This window comes from Streptomyces buecherae, from assembly GCF_014295035.1.
Lineage (GTDB): Bacteria > Actinomycetota > Actinomycetes > Streptomycetales > Streptomycetaceae > Streptomyces > Streptomyces youssoufiensis.
This window is the reverse complement of sequence record NZ_CP060404.1, coordinates 3056310-3078702: the sequence shown is the minus strand read 5'-3', so window position 1 is coordinate 3078702 and position 22393 is coordinate 3056310. Positions and strand designations below refer to the sequence as shown.

General features: G+C 73.0%; 18 protein-coding genes and 2 pseudogenes. 6 read left to right on the top strand and 14 right to left on the bottom strand.

From position 1 onward, the window contains the following. Positions 1–9: 9 nt before the first annotated feature. The 6 genes and pseudogenes from H7H31_RS11410 to H7H31_RS11385 all read right to left on the bottom strand — a co-directional run bounded on the left by H7H31_RS11410 (position 10) and on the right by H7H31_RS11385 (position 5986). Positions 10–606 carry a Uma2 family endonuclease gene (locus H7H31_RS11410; protein WP_187062153.1) on the bottom strand — a complete coding sequence of 199 codons (597 nt, stop codon included), beginning with the start codon at positions 604–606 and terminating at the stop codon, positions 10–12. An 86-nt stretch (positions 607–692) separates the two neighbouring features. Next, positions 693–3218, bottom strand: coding sequence for an ABC transporter permease (locus H7H31_RS11405; RefSeq protein WP_232109797.1), 2526 nt, complete (start codon positions 3216–3218; stop codon positions 693–695). Beyond that, positions 3215–3901 (bottom strand): ABC transporter ATP-binding protein, encoded by a 687-nt coding sequence (locus H7H31_RS11400; protein ID WP_187062152.1) that lies wholly within the window; start codon positions 3899–3901, stop codon positions 3215–3217. The genes H7H31_RS11405 and H7H31_RS11400 overlap by 4 nt, the downstream gene beginning before the upstream one ends. After that, positions 3898–4422 carry a PadR family transcriptional regulator gene (locus tag H7H31_RS11395; protein WP_187062151.1) on the bottom strand — a complete coding sequence of 175 codons (525 nt, stop codon included), beginning with the start codon at positions 4420–4422 and terminating at the stop codon, positions 3898–3900. The genes H7H31_RS11400 and H7H31_RS11395 overlap by 4 nt, the downstream gene beginning before the upstream one ends. Before the next feature lie 365 nt (positions 4423–4787). After that, positions 4788–5081: pseudogene (locus H7H31_RS34970) on the bottom strand (hypothetical protein); the annotation flags it as partial. After that, a complete protein-coding gene (locus H7H31_RS11385; RefSeq protein WP_187060051.1) occupies positions 5027–5986 on the bottom strand; it encodes an SPFH domain-containing protein in 960 nt (319 codons plus the stop codon). The pseudogene H7H31_RS34970 and the gene H7H31_RS11385, both read right to left, overlap by 55 nt. A gap of 274 nt (positions 5987–6260) precedes the next feature. Here H7H31_RS11385 and H7H31_RS11380 point away from each other — a divergent pair. Next, positions 6261–8790 (top strand): annotated as a pseudogene (locus H7H31_RS11380) (transglycosylase domain-containing protein). Between the two features lie 165 nt (positions 8791–8955). Here H7H31_RS11380 and H7H31_RS11375 read toward each other — a convergent pair. The 4 genes from H7H31_RS11375 to H7H31_RS11360 form a co-directional block, all read right to left on the bottom strand. Next, the gene (locus H7H31_RS11375; RefSeq protein WP_232109796.1) at positions 8956–10992 is read right to left on the bottom strand and encodes an ATP-binding SpoIIE family protein phosphatase; all 2037 of its coding nucleotides are present in this window, start codon (positions 10990–10992) and stop codon (positions 8956–8958) included. A gap of 56 nt (positions 10993–11048) precedes the next feature. Continuing rightward, complete coding sequence (locus tag H7H31_RS11370; RefSeq protein ID WP_187063169.1) at positions 11049–11753, bottom strand: class I SAM-dependent DNA methyltransferase; 705 nt, start codon at positions 11751–11753, stop codon at positions 11049–11051. Between the two features lie 120 nt (positions 11754–11873). Continuing rightward, a complete protein-coding gene (gene fomD, locus H7H31_RS11365) occupies positions 11874–12569 on the bottom strand; it encodes a cytidylyl-2-hydroxypropylphosphonate hydrolase (protein WP_187063166.1) in 696 nt (231 codons plus the stop codon). A gap of 303 nt (positions 12570–12872) precedes the next feature. Next, entirely contained in the window at positions 12873–14264 is a 1392-nt protein-coding gene (locus H7H31_RS11360) for a class II fumarate hydratase (RefSeq protein ID WP_187063165.1), read from the bottom strand. 266 nt (positions 14265–14530) lie between these two features. Between H7H31_RS11360 and H7H31_RS11355 the strand changes: the two genes are divergently transcribed. Further along, complete coding sequence (locus H7H31_RS11355; protein ID WP_187063164.1) at positions 14531–14800, top strand: type II toxin-antitoxin system Phd/YefM family antitoxin; 270 nt, start codon at positions 14531–14533, stop codon at positions 14798–14800. Positions 14801–15005: 205 nt separating this feature from the next. Here H7H31_RS11355 and H7H31_RS11350 read toward each other — a convergent pair whose 3' ends face one another. Next, complete coding sequence (locus tag H7H31_RS11350; protein WP_187063163.1) at positions 15006–16682, bottom strand: fumarate hydratase; 1677 nt, start codon at positions 16680–16682, stop codon at positions 15006–15008. A 178-nt stretch (positions 16683–16860) separates the two neighbouring features. On the opposite strand from H7H31_RS11350, the gene H7H31_RS11345 reads away from it, so the two are divergent. After that, positions 16861–17553, top strand: a complete 693-nt coding sequence (locus tag H7H31_RS11345; RefSeq protein ID WP_187063162.1) for a DUF1707 SHOCT-like domain-containing protein — start codon at positions 16861–16863, stop codon at positions 17551–17553. A 226-nt stretch (positions 17554–17779) separates the two neighbouring features. After that, entirely contained in the window at positions 17780–18136 is a 357-nt protein-coding gene (locus H7H31_RS11340) for a WhiB family transcriptional regulator (RefSeq protein ID WP_176163812.1), read from the top strand. A gap of 360 nt (positions 18137–18496) precedes the next feature. Here H7H31_RS11340 and glpX read toward each other — a convergent pair whose 3' ends face one another. Continuing rightward, positions 18497–19528, bottom strand: a complete 1032-nt coding sequence (gene glpX / locus H7H31_RS11335; protein WP_187063161.1) for a class II fructose-bisphosphatase — start codon at positions 19526–19528, stop codon at positions 18497–18499. A gap of 213 nt (positions 19529–19741) precedes the next feature. On the opposite strand from glpX, the gene H7H31_RS11330 reads away from it, so the two are divergent. Next, the gene (locus H7H31_RS11330) at positions 19742–20335 is read left to right on the top strand and encodes a DUF4245 domain-containing protein (protein ID WP_232109795.1); all 594 of its coding nucleotides are present in this window, start codon (positions 19742–19744) and stop codon (positions 20333–20335) included. Between the two features lie 263 nt (positions 20336–20598). Here H7H31_RS11330 and H7H31_RS11325 read toward each other — a convergent pair whose 3' ends face one another. Beyond that, positions 20599–21192 (bottom strand): malonic semialdehyde reductase, encoded by a 594-nt coding sequence (locus tag H7H31_RS11325; RefSeq protein WP_176163814.1) that lies wholly within the window; start codon positions 21190–21192, stop codon positions 20599–20601. A gap of 224 nt (positions 21193–21416) precedes the next feature. Further along, entirely contained in the window at positions 21417–21740 is a 324-nt protein-coding gene (locus H7H31_RS11320; protein ID WP_187063160.1) for an exodeoxyribonuclease VII small subunit, read from the bottom strand. A gap of 223 nt (positions 21741–21963) precedes the next feature. On the opposite strand from H7H31_RS11320, the gene H7H31_RS11315 reads away from it, so the two are divergent. Continuing rightward, entirely contained in the window at positions 21964–22380 is a 417-nt protein-coding gene (locus H7H31_RS11315; protein WP_187063159.1) for a hypothetical protein, read from the top strand. The last annotated feature ends 13 nt before the right edge of the window (positions 22381–22393 follow it).

Below are 22393 nucleotides of genomic sequence, written 5' to 3'. Positions count from 1 at the left end.
TGGTGGGGGTCAGGGCCGGGCGGCGTCGAGGATGGCCGCCACGTCGAGGGTGATCCCGGCGCCGATGGAGTCCGGCAGCGTCACGTGCTGACCCGGGGCGTGCACGCGGTGCTCGTCGTACTCGTTGGCCACGGGGCGCCGCAGGACGTGCAGCCGCTCGTGCTCGCGGTCGACGATCACGTAGACCGGCACCTTGGCGATGGCGTAGGCCGTGACCTTCCGCTTGAGGTCGCTGCCGTGGTTGGCCGAGGTGACCTCAAGGACCAGGCGGAAGACCGCCGGGTCGTAGCAGTTGGCCAGGCTCGGGTGCTCCCGGTAGTCGGCGTCCACGATGGACAGGTCCGGTACGGCGTACTCGTCGGGGCCGTCGGGGAGCCGGATGCCGATGCCCTGGATCACCCGGGTCGCGCCCCGGTGTAGGGGGGTGAAGGCGAAGAGGAGTTCGGTCAGCGACTCGCCGTGCGGTCCGTCCGGCGGTGGCGTGACGATCAGCTCGCCCCCGATGATCTCGACGCGGTAGCCGGGGAGCTTGTCGGCGAGCCGCTCGGCCTCCCTGAGCAGGGTGGACGTGCCGGCGCGAGGGGGTTCGACCGCTGCGGCGGACATGATGCCTCCTGGTGGCTGGTGTCGAGGAATCATCGGGGGCGAGCTTCCGTGGTGCGTGCCGTACGACGGGCTTCACCCGATCGGTATCACTCCGTCCGCAGCCCGTCCGGCCGCATCATCCGCCACAGGGGCGGCAGGCTGACCAGCGTCACCAGGGCGATGACGCCCGCGCCGATGCCGACCATCGGGACCAGGGCCGACCAGTCCTGTACCGACCGGTCCACCATCTTGAGCAGGACGACGCCGAGCGCAGCACCGCCCGCCAGGGAGAGCGCGAGGCCGATGGCGACCGGGATGGCCGTCTGCCACAGGATCGAGTAGGCCAGCGTGGTGCGCCGCGTGCCGAAGGCCACCAGGACCGATAGCAGCCGCCGCCGGTCGCGCAGTTGCTCAAGCTGGGTGACGACCATGGACGCCCCGATCAGGAGCAGGGTCACCGTCGCGCCGACGAACAGGCCGGTCTGGATGTCGGCGTAGCGCTCGTTGCGCTCGACGTCGGCGTAGGCCAGCACGGCGGCGCTCGGGTCGATCCGCATCGCCGTGTTCCGCACCTGATCCAGGGAGTCCCGCACCGCGGGGTCCGTGTCGAGGTCGATGAGCAGCCACGGGTCGGTGAGGTCGTCGATGGGCACGGCCGACGGGGTGGCCACGATGCCCCGCACCACGTCGGCCGGCGCGTCCGCGCGCGGCGCCACGGTGCGGGCCGTCGCCGGCACCGTCCACAGGTGCTCCTTCGGGGCGTCTCCGTAGCCGGGCGGCGTGATGTCGACGGCCGCGCCGGGCTTGGCGAAGCTGCTCGGCGACAGGCCGCTGCGGAAGACGTCGCCGTCCTCGCAGGCGCCGATGTCGTAGTACGTGCGCAGGCTCGTGCAGTCGGCGATGAACAACTCCTCGACCGGGGCGTTCTCCGTGTTCCGGTCGGTGACGCCGGCCTTGCCGATGCTGGCCCGCACCCGGGCCACCACGTCGCGGGCCCCGGGCGTCTCGCGGATCGCGGTGATGGTGCCCGCCGCGTCGGCGCTGTCCGTCACGCCCCGCGAGAAGCCGATGCGGGGGTCGCCGGCGTCGCGGCCGGTGTCCTTCTCGAAGTCGTCCTGCACGCCCGCGAACAGCATCTGGATGGCGACCGCCCCGGCCACCGCCACGGTGACGCCGCTGACCGTACGGGCCGCCGTGCCGCTGCTCAACTGGAGCCGGCGGATGGCCAGTTGCCAGGAGAGCGGCCCGCCGCGGAAGCGGTTCACGAACCCTTCCACCAGCCATGGCAGCAGGGCGGTCACGCCGACCAGGACCAGCACGGCGCCGGCCGCCACCTGGTAGGTGTTCAGGTCGCTGTCCGCGTCGTAGCTCACGTCGCCGATCATCGGCAGCAGCAGCCCGAAGCCGAGCGCGGGCAGCGCCAGGCGCCACCACAGCCGGCGCCGCCTCGGCGTCCCGCCGCGCACCACGCCCAGCGGTTCGATGGTGATGCCGCGCAGCGCCAGCAGGGTGACCAGCACCGCGCAGGCCGGCACGGCCACCGCGATCAACGCGGCGAGCGCCGGGTGCGGTGCGGCGTCGGAGGGGAAGACGTTGATGTCCCACACCGTGACCGAGCCGATGAACTGCCGCCCGATCAGGAACATCGCACAGCCGACGGCCAGCCCGAGCAGCGCCCCGACCAGCGACTCGCCGGCCGCGATCCGGTGCGTCATGCGCAGGTCGGCGCCGACCAGCCGCAGCGCGGCCAGCCGTCGGTCGCGCTGCTCGCCGCCGAACCGCACCGCCGTACCGACGAAGACCGCCACCGGCATCAGCAGCACCACGCACACCATCACGGCCAGCAGGATGAGCACGGCGCTCATCGGCTCACCCTCGCCGTCGCTGCCGAAGTGGTCGGCGCGCTGGGCGTTCTTCTCGGTGAGCCGGTCGCTGCCGGCCAGGTAGACCAGCTCGGCGGGGCCGAGCAGCCCCTCGTCGGCGACCGTGCCGACGACGCGGAAGTCGGCGAACCGCTCCCGCAGCACGCTGCTGTCGTCGCGCCGCAACAGGTCGCGCAGCGCGGGCGAGACCATCATCTCGCCCGGGCGCGGCATGGCGGAGACGCCGGGCGGCGCCGGGGGCCGCGACCCCTCCGCGCGCAGCAGGCTGCCCACGATCTCCTGGCCGCGCCACTCGGTGTCGCCGCTGGCGCGCAGGAAGGTGGCGGGGCCCGGCTTCATCTCCTCGTTCCAGCCCACGACGGAACGGTCCTGGCTGCGGTCCCTGCGGTTGTCGAGGATGCTGGGCACGGCCGCCGCGAGCAGCAGCAGCGCCACGCCGAGGCCGACGCCGACGGCGGTGAGCAGCGTACGGGTCCAGCCCTGCCGGCCGCCGGTGACCGCGAACCGGGCGCCGAGGCCCAGGTCGCGGGTCCAGCCGGCGAGGTCGAACGGGCTGCGCAGGCCGCGCGGCCGGCCGCCGCCCGGGCCCGCGCCGGCCGACGCCGAGGCCCCGGCCGCACGGGACGCGCCGGACGCACCGGACGTGCCGGCTGTGTCGGCTGTGCTGGCCGGGTACGGCGTGTCCGTCGCGCGGACGTCGGCGGTGTCGGCGACGCCGGCGGTGCGGGGTGTCTGGGAGCGGGAACTCATGCGGCGCCCGCCATGTCCCTGGCCTTGCCGTCCCGTACGACGACCTCGCGGTCGGAGTAGGCGGCCACCCGCGCCTCGTGCGTGACGAGGACCACGGCCGCCCGGGTGTCCCGGGCCGCGTCCGTGAGCAGTTGCATCACGCGCTCGCCGTTGAGGGAGTCGAGCGCGCCGGTCGGCTCGTCGGCGAAGAGCACCCGTGGCCGGGTGACCAGCGAGCGCGCCACGGCCACCCGCTGGCCCTGGCCGCCGGAGACCTCGCCGGGGCGCTTGGCCCGCACGGTGTCCACCTCAAGGCGCTCCAGCCACTCCGCGGCCCGCGCCTCGGCGGCCTTGCGGCCGGTGCCGCTGAGCCGCAGCGGCAGCGCCACGTTCTCCAGGCAGGTCAGCTCCGGGACGAGCTGCCCGAACTGGAAGACGAACCCGAACTCGCCGCGGCGTAGCGCGCTGCGCTCCCGGTCGGGCAGCGAGGACAGCTCGCGGCCGTCGTAGCGCACGGTGCCCGAGTCGGGCTGGACGATGCCGGCCAGGCAGTGCAGCAGGGTGGACTTGCCGGACCCGGAGGGGCCCATGACCGCGACGACCTCGGCGGGGTGGATGGAGAAGTCCGCGCCGTCCAGGGCCGGGGTCGGCCCGTAGGACTTGCGCAGCGCGGACGCGACGAGCAGGGAGCCGGCGGGGGTCATGCGCGTACCGCCTTGCCGAGTTGGTCGAGCCTGGCCGCGGTGAGTTCGAGCCAGCGCAGGTCGGCTTCGAGGTGGAACAGCGCGTGGTCGCAGATGAGCTGGTCGGCGAGGTCGCCGCCGCGCTTGCGCTGGGTCAGCTCGCGCATCAGCCGCAGGTGTTCGGCGCGCTGGGTGTCGAGCAGGTCGGCCGCGTTCCGGCCGGTCAGCAGCGCGAGGACCACCTTGGTGTAGAGGGTGGACTGAAGGTACGGTTCGGGCTTTTCGGGCTGCGCGAGCCACTGGGCGACGTCGGTTATTCCGGCGTCCGTGATGGCGTACCGCTTGCGCTCGGGCCCGCCTCCGGCCTCGATCCCGTCGACCTCCACGAGGCCGTTCTTCAGCAGCCGGGACATGGTCGAGTAGACCTGCCCGTAGTGCAGTGGACGGTCGTGCCCGAAGCGCTCGTCGAACGCGCGCTTGAGGTCGTAACCGTGGCGGGGCCCGGATTCCAGGAGCCCGAGAAGGGTGTGGCCGATGGACATGACCGGGACTCTACATCATGTGTATACGCGGTATGTATAGCCGCCACGTATAGCGCATCGCCCCTGGTGGGGAGTGGGGGAGGGAATCGGGGCGGGGTGTGGGGCGTACGGCTCGGGGGAGCGCGAAGCGACGCACCGCGCTGGGGTCGCGGTGCGTCGCTAGGGGCGGGGTGAGGTGGGCCCGGGGAGCGGGCTCGGGCGTCCGGGGTGGGCCGAGGGGAGTGCCCTCAGGCGTCCGGGGTCGGACCCGGCTCCGGCTCGGTCGGGCCCGGCTCCGGCTCGGTCGGGCCCGGCTCGGGGGGCGGCTCGACCGGGCCTGAGCCCGAGGCCGGGTCCGGCGCGGCGGGTGTTTCGGTGGCCGGATCGGCCGTGGGTTCCGGCGTGTGCGCCGCCTTCGGGGGGCGCCCGCGGCGGGGGATGGCGCCGACGTCGCCGGGGAGCCGGCCCGCGTCCGCGAGCGCCCGCCGCAGCAGGAACTCGATCTGGGCGTTGGCGCTGCGCAACTCGTCCCCCGCCCAGCGGGCCAGGGCGTCGTACACGGCGGGGTCGAGCCGCAGCAGCATCTGCTTGCGCTGCCGTGGCCGGCGCGGGGGGCGCTCCTCGGTCACTGGTAGAGCGAGCCCGTGTTCACGACCGGCTGCGGGGAGCGGTCGCCGCACAGCACGACGAGCAGGTTGCTGACCATCGCGGCCTTGCGCTCCTCGTCCAGCTCCACGATCTCGCGCGCCGCGATGCGCTCCAGCGCGTCCTCGACCATGCCGACCGCGCCCTCCACGATGTGCTGGCGCGCGGCGACCACGGCCCCGGCCTGCTGGCGCTGGAGCATCGCGGAGGCGATCTCGGGGGCGTACGCCAGGTGCGTGAAGCGGGACTCGATGATCCGTACGCCCGCCGCCTCGACCCGGGCGTGCAGTTCGAGGGCGAGCTTCTCGGTGATCTCCTCGGCGTTGCCGCGCAGCGACAGGCCGCCCTCCTCGTGGGCGTCGTACGGGTACTCGATGGCGATGTGCCGCACGGCCGCCTCGGTCTGGGTGGAGACGAACTCCAGGAAGTCGTCGACCTCGAAGACGGCCTGCGCGGTGTCCTCGACCTTCCAGACCACCACGGCCGCCAGCTCGATCGGGTTGCCGTAGGCGTCGTTGACCTTGAGTACGGCCGTCTCGTGGTTGCGCACCCGGGTGGAGATCTTCTCGCGGCTGGTGAACGGGTTGACCCAGCGCAGCCCGTCGGTGCGGATGGTGCCCCGGTAGCGGCCGAAGAGCTGGACCACGCGGGCCTCGCCCGGCGCGACCGTGTTCAGCCCGCACATGGCCAGGAAGGCGGCGACGGCCAGCAGCGGGCCGCCGATGATCAGCGGCACGCCGGCCGCCGGCGTGCCGTCGTTGGCCAGCGCGATGCCGCCGACGAGCGCGCCGATGCCGCCGAAGAGGCCGAGCAGCCCGCCGAGCAGGGCGAGCCCGCCGCTCACGCTGTGCGCGGGGAACTCCCGGACCCGGGGCTCGGGCATCGCGGGCACGTCGGGGTCGGTGCCCGGGGTGGGCGTCCGTGGAGTGGCGTCGGTCATGGTGGGGTCCCCCGTGTCCGTGGGCTGGTCGCGCGCGGCACCAGGCCGGCGCGCGGCGGCGAGGCGGTCGTCCTCGCCCGTACGTAGTGTCTAGCAAAGTGATAACACATTTACGCCCCGGGCAACCCTCTGCCGCTGCCATTTGTCGGTTCCCCGTAGAGAAGTGCTCATTGTCACCTCCCGAAATGGCTTGATCGATGGGCTTTTGCCGTCTCTTGCGGTGTTAGCTACATGGTCTGACCTGGCGAGGTGAACGACTGGAGCGGCGGGAGACATGGGCCGAGCGGACGACAGGCGGGCGCGCCAGAAGCGCGCCCGCCGCGTGAGGAAACCCACTGGCGCCACGGCGGACAACGCGCCGGCGGCGATACCCGGCGGCGCGCCCCGCGCGGCCACCGGCGCCGAAGGCGGCACCGCGCGGCGGGACGCGCCACGCTGGGCCGTACGCGGGCGCGGGTCCGCGAACGCCGGCAACTCCGGCAAGACTGCCAGCGCTGGCAACGCCGGCAAGACTGGCACGGCTGGCAAGGTCGGCGCCGCGTCGGCCAGGCCGAAGAAGACCGGCATCCGCCGCTTCTTCACCTGGCGGAAGCTGCTCGCCTACGCCCTCGGGATGGTCGCGCTGGTCATGGGCGCCCTCGCCGCGCTGTACGTGATCGTGGACGTCCCCTCGGGCAACGCCGCCGCCAAGGCCCAGTCCAACGTCTACCGCTACAGCGACGGGACGGTCTTCGCCCGCACCGGCGACGTCAACCGCGAGTCGGTGAAGCTGTCCAAGGTGCCGAAGGACGTCCAGCACGCGTTCGTCGCGGCCGAGAACAAGAACTTCTACAGCGACTCCGGCGTGGACCTCAAGGGCACCACCCGCGGCATCGTCAACACCGTCCTCGGCCGTGGCAAGCAGGGCGGCTCGACCATCACCCAGCAGTACGTCAAGAACTACTACCTCACCCAGGAACAGACCGTCTCCCGCAAGGTCAAGGAGCTGGTCATCTCGCTCAAGCTCGACCGGGAGAAGTCCAAGGACGACATCCTGGAGGGCTACCTCAACACCAGCTACTTCGGCCGCAACGCGTACGGCATCCAGGCCGCGGCCCGCGCGTACTACGGCAAGGAGGTCGAGAAGCTGACCGTTCCCGAGGGCGCCTACCTCGCGGCGCTGCTCCAGGCCCCGAGCCAGTACGACTGGGCGGCGGCCGGGCCGGTCGGCAAGAAGCTGGTCAAGCAGCGCTGGAACTACGTGCTCGACAACATGGTCGGCAAGGACTGGCTGGACTCCGGCGAGCGGGAGGCCATGAAGTTCCCCGTCCCCGGGCCGCCGAAGGCGATCGCCGGCCACACCGGACAGCGCGGCTACCTGGTCAAGCTGGCCGAACAGGAGCTGATCAAGGCGGGCGTGGACGAGCAGGACCTGCTCGCCGCCGGCGGCTGGGACATCACGCTCAACATCGACCGCACCAGGCAGCAGGCCCTTGAGCGGGCCGTGGACACCGAACTCCTGGACGACCTCGACCCGAAGTCGCGACCGGTGGACGCGCGGGTGCAGGCGGGCGCGGTCTCGGTGGACCCGAAGACCGGCGGCATCGTCGCGCTCTACGGCGGCCGGGACTACACCCGGCACTACGTCAACAACGCCACCCGCGAGGACTACCAGCCGGCCTCCACCTTCAAGCCGCTGATTCTCGCCTCCGCCTTCGAGAACGACGCCAAGACCCGCGACGGCCTGCCGATCCGCCCCGGCACCATCTACGACGGCACCAGCGAGCGGCCGGTCAGGGGCGGCACGACGCCCTTCGCGCCGCCCAACGAGGACGGCCGCAGCTACGGGCCGATCAGCGTGCAGCAGGCCATGAACAAGTCGGTCAACTCCGTCTTCGCGCAGATGGCCGTGGACGTCGGCCTCGGCGACGTCAAGCGGACCGCCGTCGATCTCGGCATGAACCCGAAGGCCGGCGGCTTCGTCGAGCGGCCGGCGATGTCGCTCGGCGTGATGGGCGCCAGCCCACTGGACATGGCCGGCGTCTACGCGACGCTCGACAACCACGGCAAGAAGGTCACGCCCACCATCGTGAAGTCGGCCGAGAAGCGCGACGACAAGGCGGACCTGCCGGACCCGGTGGGCGAGGAGGCCGTCAGCCGGAGCACCGCCGACTCCGTCACCTCCGTCCTCACCGGCGTGGTGGACGACGGCACCGGCTCGGCCGTACGCACTGAGGGTCAGGCCGTCGCGGGCAAGACGGGCACGTCCGACGACAACAAGTCGGCCTGGTTCGTGGGCTACACGCCGGACCTGGTGACGTCCGTCGGCCTGTTCGGCGAGGCCGACCAGACGAAGGGCAAGGTCAAGCAGGGCGAGCAGGTCTCGCTGCGCGGCGCGGGCGGCGGCGGCCGGGTCGACGGCGGCGCCTACCCGGCCCACGTCTGGGCCGCGTACACCAAGGCGGCGCTGAGCGGCCAGGCCCCCTCGGCCTTCGACCTCGACACCGACCTCGGGCCGGCCGCCCCCACGACCCGGCTGCCCAGCGCCCCGCCGACGAGCCTCGCGCCGCCCCCCGGCCCCGACGCCCAGCGAGCCGTCCCCGGAGCCGACCACGCCGAGCCCGACGCCCACGCCGACCCCCGACCCGACCCCCACCTCGCCCAGGCCCACCCCGACCCCGAAGCCGCCCTCGACGCCGCCGCCGTCGCCGGACCCGACCGGCACGAGCCCGACCCCGGGCCCCGACCCGACGGGCGGCCCGCCGACCGGCGACGAGCCGGGCAAGCCGGGCCGCGAGGACCCACGGTGGCCGCTGGCCCCGTAGCCACGGCGGCCCGGTAACCGGCCCGCGTGCGCGCCCGCCCCCGGAACCGGCCGCGCGGCGCTCGAGGCGCCGGGCCCGCTCGCGGGGCCCGCGGCCGGGGCCGGACGCACGGGCGCCCCGCGAGGCCCGGTCAAGGGGCCGCGGGGCGCGTCCGTACGCGAGGGGTTATCCCGGGTGGGCGGCGGCCTTGGGCGGCATGGCCAGCTCGAACCAGACCACCTTGCCCGTGCTCAGCCGGGTCGCGCCCCAGCGTCTCGCCAGCCGGTTGACCAGGTACAGGCCGCGCCCGCCCTCGTCGGACGGCCGGGCCTGGCGCAGCCGTGGGAGTTGCGGCACGTCGTCGCCGACCTCGCAGCGCAGCACGTCCGTGCGCAGCAGCCGCAGCGTGATCGGACGCTCGGCGTACCGCACGGCGTTCGTCACCACCTCCGAGACCAGCAACTCCACCGGGTCGGTCAGCTCCTCCAGGTCCCAGCGCGTCAGCGCCCGCCGGGCCAGCCGGCGGGCCTGCCCCGCGGTCTGCGCCTTGGGGTCGAGGAACCAGTACGCCACGTCGCTGGGCGCGATGCCCTCGAAGCGGGCGGCGAGCAGCGCGACGTCGTCGTCCCGGTCGCCCGGGCCGAGCATGTCGAGCACCTCGTCGCACAGCGCCTCAAGCGGCGGCGGGTTCGGCCCGGTCAGCCGGGCGGTCTCGGTCAGCCGCTCGCGGAGCTGGTTGATGCCGGTCCACACGTCGCGGATGCGCGACTCGACCAGGCCGTCGGTGTAGAGCATGAGCGTCGCCCCCGCGGGCGCGTCCAGCTCCACCGCCTCGAAGTCCACACCGCCGACGCCGATCGGCGCGCCGGGCGGCACCCGCAGCACCTCGGCCCGGCCGCCACGGTGCAGCAGCAGGGGCGGCGGGTGCCCGGCGTTGGCGATCACGATGCGGTGCGCGACCGGGTCGTAGACCGCGTACATGCAGGTGGCCATGCGGTCGGTGCCCAGGCGCTGGGCCTGCTCGTCGAGGTGGTGCAGCACCTCCTGCGGCGGCAGGTCGAGCCCGGCCAGCGTCTGGGCCGTCGTACGGAGCTGGCCCATGATCGCGGCGGAGGTCATGGAGTGGCCCATGACGTCGCCCACGACGAGCGCGACCCGGTTGCCGGGCAGCGGGATCGCGTCGTACCAGTCGCCGCCGACCCGCGCGCTCTCCGCGGCGGGCAGGTACCGGCTGGCCAGGCGCACCCCGGTGGGTTGGGGGAGCGAGTCCGGCAGCATGGTGCGCTGGAGCTCGTCGGCGATGTACACCTCCCGCCCGTACAGCACCGCCTTGTCCACGCCGAGCGCGGTGTGCGTGGCCAACTGGGCGGCGACCAGCAGGTCGTCCCGCTCGAAGGGCGGTCGCTCGGGGCGGCGGATGAAGACGGCGGCGCCGGTCACGCGGCGGCGACCGCGCAGCGGCGCCAGGATGGCGCGGTTCCCCGTCGCCACGGTGCGGCCCTCGCCGAGCAGTTCCGGCAGCGCCGCCCGGGCCGCGACCGAGTCGCCGAAGACCGGGCGCACCCCGCGCAACACCTCGGCCAGCGGCCCGCCGGCGCGCACCTCGCACAGGTCGGCCGCGGGCCCGCCGCCGAGCGCGGGCGACAGGTCGGGGCCCGAGGGCAGCAGCGGCAGCCGGGTCTCGGTGTCGGCCTCCTCCGGGATGCGGTCGGTACGCCGCAGCCGCAGCATCACCGGGTCCACCGGGCGCTCGTCGCCGACCGGCAGCGGGTCCCGCAGGTAGACCAGGATCGCGTCGGCGAAGGTCGGCACGGTGGCCCGGCAGAGCCCGAGCACGATCTCGTCCAGGTCGATGCCGCGCGCGATGCGCCGGGTCGCGGCGCCCACGTAGCGCAGCCGCTCACCGCCGCGCGCCGCGAGGGCGCTGGCGTCGGCCCCCGACGTCCCGACGCCCGGGGGCTGCGCGGCCACGGGCGGCGCCGGCCGCTGCGCGTCGGCGGAGGCCGCCGGCGGCCCCGGACGGGGCGGCTCGGCCTCGTGCCCGGCCGGGCGTGGCCGGTGGTCGGGGTCGGGCTCAGACGTGGCGGCCGGACCGGGGCCCTGCCCCAGGCCGGTGCGTGGGTCGGGGACCGCGCCGTGCGCGTCTTCGGGCATGGCTGCGCCCGAGGCCGTCGCGGATGCGGCGGCCTGCCTGCGGTCGTGGGAGGTGGGATGCTCCGTCACGCGTGGGTTTCCATCCGTCCGGGGCCGTGCGCCCGCGTCGGTCGGGCGCACCGATGTCAGGCGCGTCGTCGGCAGTGCAGGAAGAGCTGGAGCTCCGGTGGCACGTCCGTGCTGGCTGGGGCGTACGCGTGCGAGTCCTCGGCCAGGACGTCGAAGCCGGCGTCGTGCACGACCTGGCGCAGTTCGTCCCGCAGGTAACCGGATACCCGAATCGTGTTGCCCAGGAACGGGATCGCGAAGTCGTCCACGTCCGCCTCCACCATGGCCACCGCGAGCAGGCCGTCGGGCTTCAGCAGTCCGTGCAGGGTGCGCAGCGCGAGGGGGATCTCCGCGCGCGGCAGCATCAGCAGCGAGAAGTAGGCGCTGACCCCGTCGAAGCGGCCCAGGTCGCGCGGGCCGCCCGGGCCGAAGGGCGCGCCGGGTCGCAGGCCCGCGATATCGGCGAGGTGGAAGGTGGCGTTCGGCACGTTGTCCCGGGCGATCTTGAGCATGCCGGGGGAGATGTCGATGCCGACGACGTCGTGGCCCGCGTCGCTCAGCTCGCGCGCGGTGGGCACCCCGGTGCCGCTGCCGACGTCGAGCACGCGGGAGTTCGCGGGCAGCGCGCCGGCCAGCCACCGGCTCGACTGAACCTGCCCGTCCTTGTGGGGAAACGCTTCGTCGTACCGGTCCCCGATCGCGTCGAAGGCCTCGGCCTGACCGCTGCGATCGATCTCTAACCGGCCGTACGCCTCGTGCCCGTGGTGACCGTCACCGCTCACGACATCGCCCTTCTGTGACCGCACGTCAAATTCCGTACTTTGTTCGTGAGTTGCGTTTGATTGTTTCCTGCCGGAGCAGTGTTGCGGAGGACGATCCTACGTTTGAAGTCCAGGTGGACTTCAAGGGGCAGGCGACCTCGGACGGCCCAGCGTGCGGTGCCAGTCCACCGGAAGCTCGGGTACCGGCCAGTTCGGGTCCGGGCGCCAGTCCTCCCAGCCGTCCCGGAACGGGGCCGTCCACGCGGTGATGGCCCGCACGGCGGCCCGGCCGGCGGACCGCACCCGTGCCGCCTGGCGCGGCGGCATCAGGCCCGCGCGCTGTGCCTGCGCGAACTCGTCCTCGTCCTTCCACTCCCAGCTCCGATCCGGGTAGACCGCGATGTCCAGGAAATGGTCCTCGGAGTCGACGCCACCGCTCCAACGGACGCGGGGCTCCTCCAGGTTCACGTACCAGTTGCGGAAGCGCCAGCCACGGTCCCAGAACAGCCAGACCGACCACGGGTCGGCGGGCCGGGCCAGCTTGAGGACGCCGGTGCCCAACCAGCGGCACTGGGCGAGGGTGCGGGGCTTGGTGTAGCGCGTGGGCAGCGGCTCGTGGTGGATCTCCGTGCCGTCGGCCAGCCGTGGCTTGACGCAGCGCGTGTCGGCGGCCAGCCAGACGGCGAGCAACTCGTCGGTGTCCCGCACGACGGTCACCGGACGGCAGATGTGGATGCGGTCGCGGCCGTTGGCCCGGTAACGCCACAGGACCTGGTCCCCCGGCGCCCAGTGGGCGGCGCCGGTCGCGCCCCTCGTCTCCACCGTGTCCGCTGTCATGAGCAGATCTTAGGCGCGGCAAAGCCGCCGCGCCGTGACGAATCCCATTTCCTGGAGTGCACGGGAGGCGGACACGGGGGGAACGGCGGGCGGCCGGGGGCGCGCGTCGCGCCTCGCCCGCCGCCGCCGACCTCTCGTGCGCCGCGCAAGGACGGCGCCGCGCGCCGCCCCCGCCCGCCACGCGGGCGCCCGCCCCGGGCCCGCCGACCGGGCGTACGGGCCGCCCGCGCGGGGCTCGTACGCCCGCGCGGGGCCCGTACGCGGCTCGTACGCCGGCGCCGCGCGGGCGGCCCCGTACCGGCCTTACGGGTGCGTCATCCGCAACACGTCGAGGGCCTCGTCGAGCTGGGCCAGGGTCAGGTCGCCGCGCTCCACGTATCCGGACTCCAGGACGACCTGACGGATGGTCTTGCGCTCGGCCAGCGAGCGCTTGGCCACCTTCGCCGCCTCCTCGTAGCCGATGTACCGGTTGAGCGGGGTGACCACCGACGGCGAGGACTCCGCGTACTCCCTGGCCCGCTCGACGTCGGCGGTGATCCCGTCGACGGTGCGGTCCGCGAGCAGCCGGGCCGCGTTGCCGAGCAGCCGGATGGACTCCAGCAGGTTCTTCGCGATCACCGGCAGCATCACGTTGAGCTCGAAGTTGCCCGCGGCCCCGGCCGTGGCCACCGTCGCGTCGTTCCCCGTGACCTGCGCGGCCACCATCAGCACCGCCTCGGGGATCACCGGGTTGACCTTGCCCGGCATGATCGAGGAGCCCGGCTGGAGGTCGGGCAGCGCGATCTCGGCGAGCCCGGTGCGCGGCCCGGAGGCCATCCACCGCAGGTCGTTGCAGATCTTGGTGAGGCCGACCGCGATGGTCCGCAACTGGCCGGAGGTCTCCACCAGGGCGTCGCGCGCCCCCTGCGCCTCGAAGTGGTTCCTGGCCTCGCTCAGCGGCAGCCCGGTGGCGCGGGCCACCTCGGCGATGACGGCCGCCGAGAAGCCGGGCGGGGTGTTGATGCCGGTGCCCACGGCGGTGCCGCCGAGCGGCAGTTCGGCTAGCCGTGGCAGCGCGCTGCGCAACCGCTCCACGCCGTAGCGCACCTGCGCCGCGTAGCCCCCGAACTCCTGGCCGAGGGTGACCGGGGTGGCGTCCATCAGGTGCGTACGCCCCGACTTCACCACGTGGGCGAACTCCTGCGCCTTGCGCTCCAGCGCCTCGGCGAGGTGGTCGAGCGCCGGGATCAGGTCGGCGGTGACGGCCGCGGTGGCGGCGATGTGGATCGAGGACGGGAAGACGTCGTTGGACGACTGGCTGGCGTTGACGTGGTCGTTGGGGTGCACGGGCCGGCCGAGCCGCTCGGTGGCCAGCGTCGCGATCACCTCGTTGGTGTTCATGTTGGACGAGGTGCCCGAGCCGGTCTGGAACACGTCGACCGGGAAGTGCTCGTCCCACCGCCCGTCCGCGACCTCGCCCGCCGCGCCGGCGATGGCGTCCGCGATCTCCGTGTCGATCACCCCGAGCCCGGCGTTGACCGTGGCCGCCGCCGCCTTGATCTGGGCGAGCGCCTGGATGTGCGCCCGCTCGAGCCGCTGGCCCGACACCGGGAAGTTCTCCACCGCCCGCTGGGTCTGCGCCCGCCACTTGGCGTCCGCCGGGACCCGCACCTCACCCATCGAGTCGTGCTCGATCCGGTACTGCTCGTCGCTCATCGTCGACCCACCTCCTGGCAAGACCAGCGTCTGTCCGGTTCCAGGTGTTCCCCAGCGACCCTATCGCCCGTGAATACCGCGAGTAGCCCAGCAGGAGGGCAGGTCGGGACGGAGCGGCGACGGCTCACGCGGGGCGTGGTGCGCGCGGTGTGGCGGGTGTTCTCGCGGCAGTGGGCGTCACGTACGGCGCGTCGACGGCTTGGGTCGCGGCCGGTGGCCCGCTGTGGCCGTGGTGACCGCACGCGACACCTGGCATCTTCGGGCGCATGTCACAGCCGCCGCCCATGGAGTCCATCCGTGATGTCCGAGCGCACCTGGCCGAGGTCGTGGAACGAGCCGATCGCGACGGCGTACCCACGGTGATCACGCGCCGGGGCAGGCAGGTCGCCGCCGTCGTGTCCATCGAGGTGCTACGCGGCTACCAGGAGTGGGAAGAGCGTCAGCTCAACCAGATCATCGGTGAGCGCGTGGACAACCCGGCCCCCGGCGTCCCGCTCGGGGAGGTCGTGCGGGAGACGCTGGCGCGTGGTGAGTGAGTGCCGCGCCATCTCCCCGAAGGCCGAGTGGGGCTACGCGAGGTCCTGAGAGGCCCGCGCGGACATGGCCTCCCCTTCCGGGGCGCCCCCGGCCGCGCGGCGGCTCACGTCCTGACCGCCGTACGGCGAGCCGCCGCACGGCGAGAGCCCCCGACGCCGGCAACGCGCCCCGGCCGGGGGCTCCCTCGTACGGAAAGGGCCCGGGTCAGTCCGCCGCGCGCACCGGGATGCTGGTCAGCAGGGGCTGGGTCGGGGACGGGTCGGCGAAGAAGTCGTTGCCCTTGTCGTCGACGACGATGAACGCCGGGAAGTCCTCGACCTCGATCCGCCAGACGGCCTCCATGCCCAGCTCCTCGTACTCCAGGACCTCCACCTTCTTGATGCAGTCCTGCGCGAGGCGGGCGGCGGGGCCGCCGATGGAGCCGAGGTAGAAGCCGCCGTGGGTGGCGCACGCCTTGGTGACCTGGGCGGAGCGGTTGCCCTTGGCGAGCATCACCTTGGAGCCGCCGGCCGCCTGGAACTGCTCGACGTACGCGTCCATCCGGCCCGCCGTGGTCGGCCCGAAGGACCCGGACGCGTACCCCTCGGGGGTCTTGGCCGGGCCGGCGTAGTACACCGGGTGGTCCCTGAGGTAGGCCGGCATCTCCTCGCCCGCGTCCAGCCGCTCCTTGATCTTGGCGTGCGCGATGTCGCGGGCGACGACCAGCGTGCCGGTGAGCGAGAGCCGGGTCTTGACCGGATGCCGGGACAGCTCGGCCAGGATGGCGTCCATCGGCTGGTTGAGGTCGACGGCCACCGCGTCCAGGTCCGGGCCGGCGCCCTTGGTCAGCTCCTCGGCGGTGGTCTCCGGCAGGAAGCGCGCCGGGTCGGTCTCCAACTGCTCCAGGAAGACGCCCTCGGCGGTGATCTTCGCGACCGCCTGCCGGTCGGCCGAGCAGGAGACGGCGATGGCCACCGGGCAGGACGCGCCGTGTCGCGGCAGCCGCACCACGCGCACGTCGTGGCAGAAGTACTTGCCGCCGAACTGGGCGCCGATGCCGATCTTCTGGGTCAGCTCGAAGACCTTCTCCTCCAGCTCCCGGTCCCGGAAGCCGTGCCCGGTGGGCGAGCCCTCGGCGGGCAGCTCGTCCAGGTAGTGCGCGGAGGCGTACTTGGCGGTCTTGAGCGCGAACTCCGCGCTGGTGCCGCCGACGACGATCGCGAGGTGGTACGGCGGGCAGGCGGCGGTGCCGAGGGAGCGGATCTTCTCTTCCAGGAACTTCATCATCGACGCCTCGTTCAACACCGCCTTCGTCTCCTGGTAGAGGAAGGACTTGTTGGCCGAGCCGCCGCCCTTGGCCATGAAGAGGAACTTGTAGGCGTCGCCGTCCGTCGCGTACAGCTCGATCTGCGCGGGGAGGTTGGAGCCGGTGTTCTTCTCGTCCCACATGGTCAGCGGGGCCATCTGCGAGTACCGCAGGTTGAGCTGGGTGTACGCGTCGTAGATGCCGCGCGAGAGGGCCTCTTCGTCGCCGCCGGCCGTCAGGACCTGCTGGCCGCGCTTGCCCATCACGATCGCGGTGCCGGTGTCCTGGCACATCGGGAGCACGCCGGCCGCCGCGATGTTGGCGTTCTTCAGCAGGTCGAGCGCCACGAACCGGTCGTTCGGGCTGGCCTCCGGGTCGTCCAGGATGCGCCGCAACTGGGCGAGGTGGGCCGGGCGCAGGTAGTGCGAGATGTCGTGCATGGCCTCGGCCGCCAGCTTCCGCAGCGCCTCCGGCTCCACCCTGAGGAACGTCCGCCCGTCCGCCTCGAAGGTGCTCACACCCTCGGCGGTCACGAGCCGGTACGGGGTGGTGTCCGGGCCAACGGGAAGCAGATCCGTGTACGCGAACTCAGGCATCGGGGGCCAATCCTCACTGCGGTTAGTCGCTGACGTCCATGGCAGGCGCTTCCCGGGGCAGAGCGAGGGGAGCGCCCACCAGGGTAGAACGGCGGTCCGACACCGTGTCGGTGAGGTGAGACTCAGTAGTCCCAGCCGCCTCTATCGCGATCTATCGCGTATCGCTACGCTGGGGCGCGTGGACGAACACCAGCCGGTTCCCTTGACCAAGCCCGCCGCCGCACCCCCGGCCGCCGCCCCGGCCGTGCCGGCGGACGCCATCCGGGCCTCCGACGCCGACCGCGACCGTGTCGCCGACATCCTCCGCGAGGCCCTCGCGGAGGGACGGCTGACCGCAGAAGAGCACGCCGAGCGGATCGGCGGGGTGTACGAGGCGAAGACGCGGGGTGAACTCGCCCCGTTCGTACGGGATCTGCCGACGGCGGGCACCGCGGCGGACCCGGACGGGGCGCGGGCGGCACGCCCCGCGTCCGCCAGCACGCCCACGCTGCCGCCCCCGCGCAACTCGCTCACCGACAACCTGATCGCGGTCTTCGGCGGCGCCGGCCGCCGGGGGCGCTGGCGGGTGGGCCGCAAGACCAACGCGTTCGCGCTCTTCGGGGGCGTGGAGATCGACCTGACCGAGGCGGTCTTCGAGCAGCAGGAGATCGTCATCCAGGCCACCGCGATCTTCGGCGGCGTGGAGATCCGGGTGCCGGAGAACGTCACCCTGCGCTCCGCGGGCACCGGCATCTTCGGCGGCTTCGACGTCGCCGACACGGAAGCGGAGGACCCGGCGGCCCCGGTGGTGGTCGTCAGCGGCTTCGCGGTCTTCGGTGGCGTGGAGGCCAAGCCCAAGCGCGGGAAGCGGGTCCGGAACCTGAACGCTTAGGGGGCGCGAACGAACGGTCGAGAACCCCCAGTACGGCGGGCCGGAAAGGCACAGCTCCACGCGCCGAACGGAACGTCTGTACGACGCGAGGCAACCGTGTGCATAAGCACCCGCACAGCGGGTAAAGCTTCGTGCATCGTCTCTCGTACGGCTGCGGGCGCGAACGGTCGTGCGCAGCGAGGCGGGCAAGGGTGACCCAAACCGGAGCCGTCGTCAGGAGTAGACCGTGCTGCAACCGCATCACCCCCTGCAGGACGCCGCCGTGCCCCCGCAGCGTGAGCACGCTCGCGATCAGGCCGGCCCCTGGCATTCCGAGGCGGTGTGCCGCCGCGACGAAGCCGGGCTCTTCTTCGCCCCCTCCAAGGAACCGACCGCCGCCCGACTGTCCCGGGAAGAGGCCGCGAAGCGGGTCTGTGCCCGCTGCCCGGTCATGGTCGAGTGCCGGGAGCACGCACTCATACAGCCCGAGCCGTACGGCGTGTGGGGCGGCCTCACGGCCGCCGAGCGCCGCGTGGTGCTGGCCCGCCGCAGGCGGCGCGAGGCGGAGCTCCAGCGAGCGGTGCGGGTCGCCGCGGCGGGCTGACGGCGCCCCCGCCAGCCGGCTCACGCCTGCCCGCGGCCCACGCCCTGACCCCACCCAGGTGCCACCGCTGTCCCGCGTCCCACGCGCGCGGAAAGCGGGGGAGCCGGGTCCGCCGTCGATCGGCGGACCCGGCTCCGTTGTGCCCTACCCACGCTGTCCGGTACGAGCCCCGTCCGTGTCAGCGCCCGTGCCAGCGACTGTCTCCCCGCGGCTGTGACGTACGAGCCGCCGTCGGGTACCGGTCGCGTGGCGCCGACGGTCGCGTCGTACGGGCGGCTGTGTCGTACGGGCGGTCGCGTCGTACGGGTGGCGCGCTCCGTCAGCGGGCTTCGGTGGGCGGCGCCTGGCGGGGGCGGTGGCTCAGCGGGCGCGCTCGAAGTCGACCGAGGCGTACGCGCGCAGCTTGGACAGCCGGTGGGTGGAGTCGATCTGCCGGATCGTGCCCGACTTCGAGCGCATGACCAGCGACTGGGTGGTCGCGGTCTCGGCCCGGTAGCGCACGCCGCGCAGCAGGTCGCCGTCGGTGATGCCGGTGGCGACGAAGAACACGTTGTCGCCGCTGACCAGGTCGTCGGTCTGGAGCACCCGGTCCAGGTCGTGACCCGCGTCCAGGGCGCGCTGGCGCTCCACGTCGTCCTTGGGCCACAGCCTGGCCTGGATGGTGCCGCCCAGGCACTTGATCGCGCACGCCGCGATGATGCCCTCCGGGGTGCCGCCGATGCCGAGCAGCAGGTCCACGCCGGTGCCTTCGCGCACGGCCATGATCGCACCCGCGACGTCGCCGTCCGAGATGAACTTGATCCGGGCCCCGGCCTCCCGGACCTCCTTCACGACGGAGTCGTGGCGCGGCCGGTCCAGGATGACGACGGTGACGTCCTCCGGGCTCGAGCGCTTGGCCTTGGCGATGCGCCGGATGTTCACGCCGACCGGGGCCGTGATGTCCACGAACTCGGCCGCCTCCGGGCCCGTGACGAGCTTGTCCATGTAGAAGACGGCCGACGGGTCGAACATGGAGCCGCGCTCGGCGACGGCGAGCACCGAGACCGCGTTGGCCATGCCCTTGGCGGTGAGCGTGGTGCCGTCCACCGGGTCGACGGCCACGTCGCACTCCGGGCCGGTCCCGTCGCCGACGCGCTCGCCGTTGAAGAGCATCGGCGCTTCGTCCTTCTCGCCTTCGCCGATGACGACGACGCCGTTCATCGAGACCGTGTGCACGAGCGAACGCATGGCCTTGACTGCCGCGCCGTCCGCGCCGTTCTTGTCGCCACGGCCGACCCAGCGACCGGACGCCATGGCGCCGGCCTCGGTCACCCGGACCAGCTCCAACGCCAGGTTGCGGTCGGGAGCCTCGGGGCTGACTTCGAGGGGGGACGGCAGATGATGCTCGGTCATCGGAACGCACCTTTCTGTACGGCGACGGCCGTGTGACCCCTCCCGCCCGAAGCGGGGCAAGGAGGGCGAGGGTGTGCACGACTTTATCGGTACGCCGCGAAAATGAGCAGTGGACCCCACGTATGAGCGCGATCACTCGGCCTGCGGAGATCCACCGCGCGGCGGATCGGGGCCGCTGGTCAGACCGCTCGGGGCATAGGGGACCATGGTGCTGTGGCCGGCAAGCGTGGTGAGAATCGAACCGTACAGAATCTGGTGCTGTCGTTGGGCGTGACGATGGTCGCCGCAGCGGGCATCTACGTCTTCATTCCGCACGATGACAGCAAGGACCCGATCAAGACGGTGAACACCCGCGTCGAGGTCGACCAGGTGCGCCGGACGGCCCCCTACGCCGTCGCCGCGCCCGAGGGGTTGCCCCGGGAGTGGCGCGCCACCTCGGTCAGCTACCGGGGGCAGTCGGACCTCGGCGCCGTGTGGCACCTGGGGTACCTGACACCCGACAAGGAGTACGTCGGCGTCGAGCAGAGCGACACGGACCGGGTGCGGCAGTACGTGGCCGACGTCACGCACAAGGCCAAGCAGCGCGGCGGCGCCGTCGAGGTCGACGGTAAGAAGTGGAACCGGTACGCGGGCGAGAAGTACAACGCGCTGGTCCACGAGGAGCCGGGCGTCACGACCGTGGTCACCGGCACCGCGCCCGAGCGGGACCTGCTGCGGATGGTCGACGCGCTGGAGATGAAGAAGGGCCAGCGGCCCAGCTTCGCCCCACAGGGCACCGAGTCCGCCTCGGCCAAGCCCGCCGAGTAAGGCCCCAGCGGGCCAGCGGACCCAGCGGGCCAGCGAGTCGGCAGGTCAGCGGCCCAGCGGCCCGGCGGGCCAACGGTCGGGTGGGCCAACGGTCGGGTGGCGGCCCGGCGGTCGGCCCGATGCGGCCGGCGCGAACGCGCGAGCGCGGTCTGCGGGCCGCTCCCGAGACGCGCGACGCCCCCGACCCGGGTGGGGTGCGGGGGCGCGGTACGGCGTGGCCGGCGGCCGGGGCCGCCGGCGGTGGCCGGAGCCGGGGTCGGGCTTCAGACGGTGGTGACGACCTCGTCGTACTCCAGGCGCGGCGAGCGGGGGTTGAACGCGCCCTCGCCCGGCTTGCCCAGGTTGACCACGGCCAGCACCTGGTGGTCGCCGTCGGCGAAGAACTCCTTGCTCAGGCCGGCCGCGTCGAAGCCGGTCATCGGGCCGGCGGCGAGGCCGGCGGCGCGGACGCCGAGGATGAAGTAGCCGATCTGGAGCGAGGCGTTGAACGTGCCGGCCTGCTCGCGCACCGGGCGCTCGGCGAAGAAGGCGTCCTTGATGCCCGGGGCGTGCGGGAAGAGCTTGGGCAGCTCCTCGTGGAACTCGTGGTCCACGGCGAGCACGGCCACCAGCGGGGCGGCGGCGGTCTTCGGGCGGTTACCCTCGGCCATGTGCGAGACTAGGCGCTCACGGGCCTCGGGCGAGCGGACGAGCAGCACCCGCAGCGGCGACATGTTGAACGCCGTGGGGGCGTACTTGACCAGGTCGTAGATCGCCTTGATCTGCTCCTCGGTCACCGGCTCGTCGGTGAAGGTGTTGGCCGTGTGGGCCTCACGGAAGAGCAGGTTCTGGGCGGTCGCGTCCAGGGCGAGAGTCATGACATACCTTCTGCTTGTTTGTGCTGATCTAGCGGCACAAGGCCGAGCTTGGCGTCTCTCACTGTACGCGTTTTAGATTAAGTTTCAACTAAAACGTCGCGAGGGTGCCCCAGCTCACGCACGCGCGATCGGGCGCGCCCTCGCCCCCACACAGCGCGCCGCCCCACCCGCCCGGGCCGCGTGGACGCGGACCGGGCCGGCGGGGCGGGTCGGGCAGCGCCAGGTCAGCCAGCGGCTTCGCCCTCGCCGGGCGCCGTGCCCGACGCATCGGCGGAGCGGGCCGACCGGCCGGAGCCGGCCGCTTCCGACGTGTCGGCGGCGTCGGCGGCGTCGGAGCGCTCGGCGAGGGCGGCGTCGAGCCGCGCCCGCGCGCCGTCCAGCCAGCGGCGGCACACCTGCGCCAGCTCCTCGCCCCGCTCCCACAACGCGAGCGACTCCTCCAGCGTGGTGCCGCCCGTCTCCAGCCGCCGCACCACCTCGACCAGCTCGTCCCGCGCCTGCTCGTACCCGAGCGCGGTCTCGGTCGACTTCTCGCCCGTCTTCACCATGCCTCCAGCCTATGCGCGCGGTACGACAGCGCGGTCGCGGTCGTACGGCGTCCCCCGCACACGGAGCCGCCCGCGAGGCGGGGACCGGTCACGGCGGGTCCGCGTTACATCTGGACCGCGCCCGGGACAGGGCGCGGCGGGGAGCCCCGGCCGTTCGGTCGTCGGCGCCCGACCGTGCCCGTTGTCCGGCATCTCGGTTCGAACCCATCGGAAGGAAGCGATCGTGGCACGAATCCCGCGCAGGCTCAGCACGGCGACGGCCCTGCTCGGCGTGGCCGTCCTCGGTGTGGCGGGCCCCGCGTCCGCGGCCGAGACCGCCCACAACAAGAAGACCCAGCACCTCACGGACCGGCCCACCAGCGGCATGGCGAAATCCTGCGTCGAACGCGACATCCACCTGGCGGCGGGCACGTACGACTGGCTCCAGTCCGGCGGGTTGGGGGAGCGCTCGAACCTCTACCTCGGCCAGGGCTCGTACACCTGGCGGGACTGCCTCTACCCGAAGAACGGCTACTACGAGCACTGGACGTCGCTGAACCCCGACCACCCCGACTGGGAGACGATCAAGCTCAACGGCGACTGGAAGCCGTCGGTTCCCGGCAACTGGACGTGGGGTTCGGTTCTCGACCCGCGCTTCTGACCGGTCGCCGCGC

Bases quoted from the DNA above. Each gene is read 5' to 3' on its own strand.
- H7H31_RS11410 (WP_187062153.1), bottom strand. From the start codon at position 606: ATGTCCGCCGCAGCGGTCGAACCCCCTCGCGCCGGCACGTCCACCCTG.
- H7H31_RS11405 (WP_232109797.1), bottom strand. From the start codon at position 3,218: ATGAGTTCCCGCTCCCAGACACCCCGCACCGCCGGCGTCGCCGACACC.
- H7H31_RS11400 (WP_187062152.1), bottom strand. From the start codon at position 3,901: ATGACCCCCGCCGGCTCCCTGCTCGTCGCGTCCGCGCTGCGCAAGTCC.
- H7H31_RS11395 (WP_187062151.1), bottom strand. From the start codon at position 4,422: ATGTCCATCGGCCACACCCTTCTCGGGCTCCTGGAATCCGGGCCCCGC.
- H7H31_RS11385 (WP_187060051.1), bottom strand. From the start codon at position 5,986: ATGACCGACGCCACTCCACGGACGCCCACCCCGGGCACCGACCCCGAC.
- fomD (WP_187063166.1), bottom strand. From the start codon at position 12,569: ATGACAGCGGACACGGTGGAGACGAGGGGCGCGACCGGCGCCGCCCAC.
- H7H31_RS11360 (WP_187063165.1), bottom strand. From the start codon at position 14,264: ATGAGCGACGAGCAGTACCGGATCGAGCACGACTCGATGGGTGAGGTG.
- H7H31_RS11355 (WP_187063164.1), top strand. From the start codon at position 14,531: ATGTCACAGCCGCCGCCCATGGAGTCCATCCGTGATGTCCGAGCGCAC.
- H7H31_RS11350 (WP_187063163.1), bottom strand. From the start codon at position 16,682: ATGCCTGAGTTCGCGTACACGGATCTGCTTCCCGTTGGCCCGGACACC.
- glpX (WP_187063161.1), bottom strand. From the start codon at position 19,528: ATGACCGAGCATCATCTGCCGTCCCCCCTCGAAGTCAGCCCCGAGGCT.
- H7H31_RS11325 (WP_176163814.1), bottom strand. From the start codon at position 21,192: ATGACTCTCGCCCTGGACGCGACCGCCCAGAACCTGCTCTTCCGTGAG.
- H7H31_RS11320 (WP_187063160.1), bottom strand. From the start codon at position 21,740: ATGGTGAAGACGGGCGAGAAGTCGACCGAGACCGCGCTCGGGTACGAG.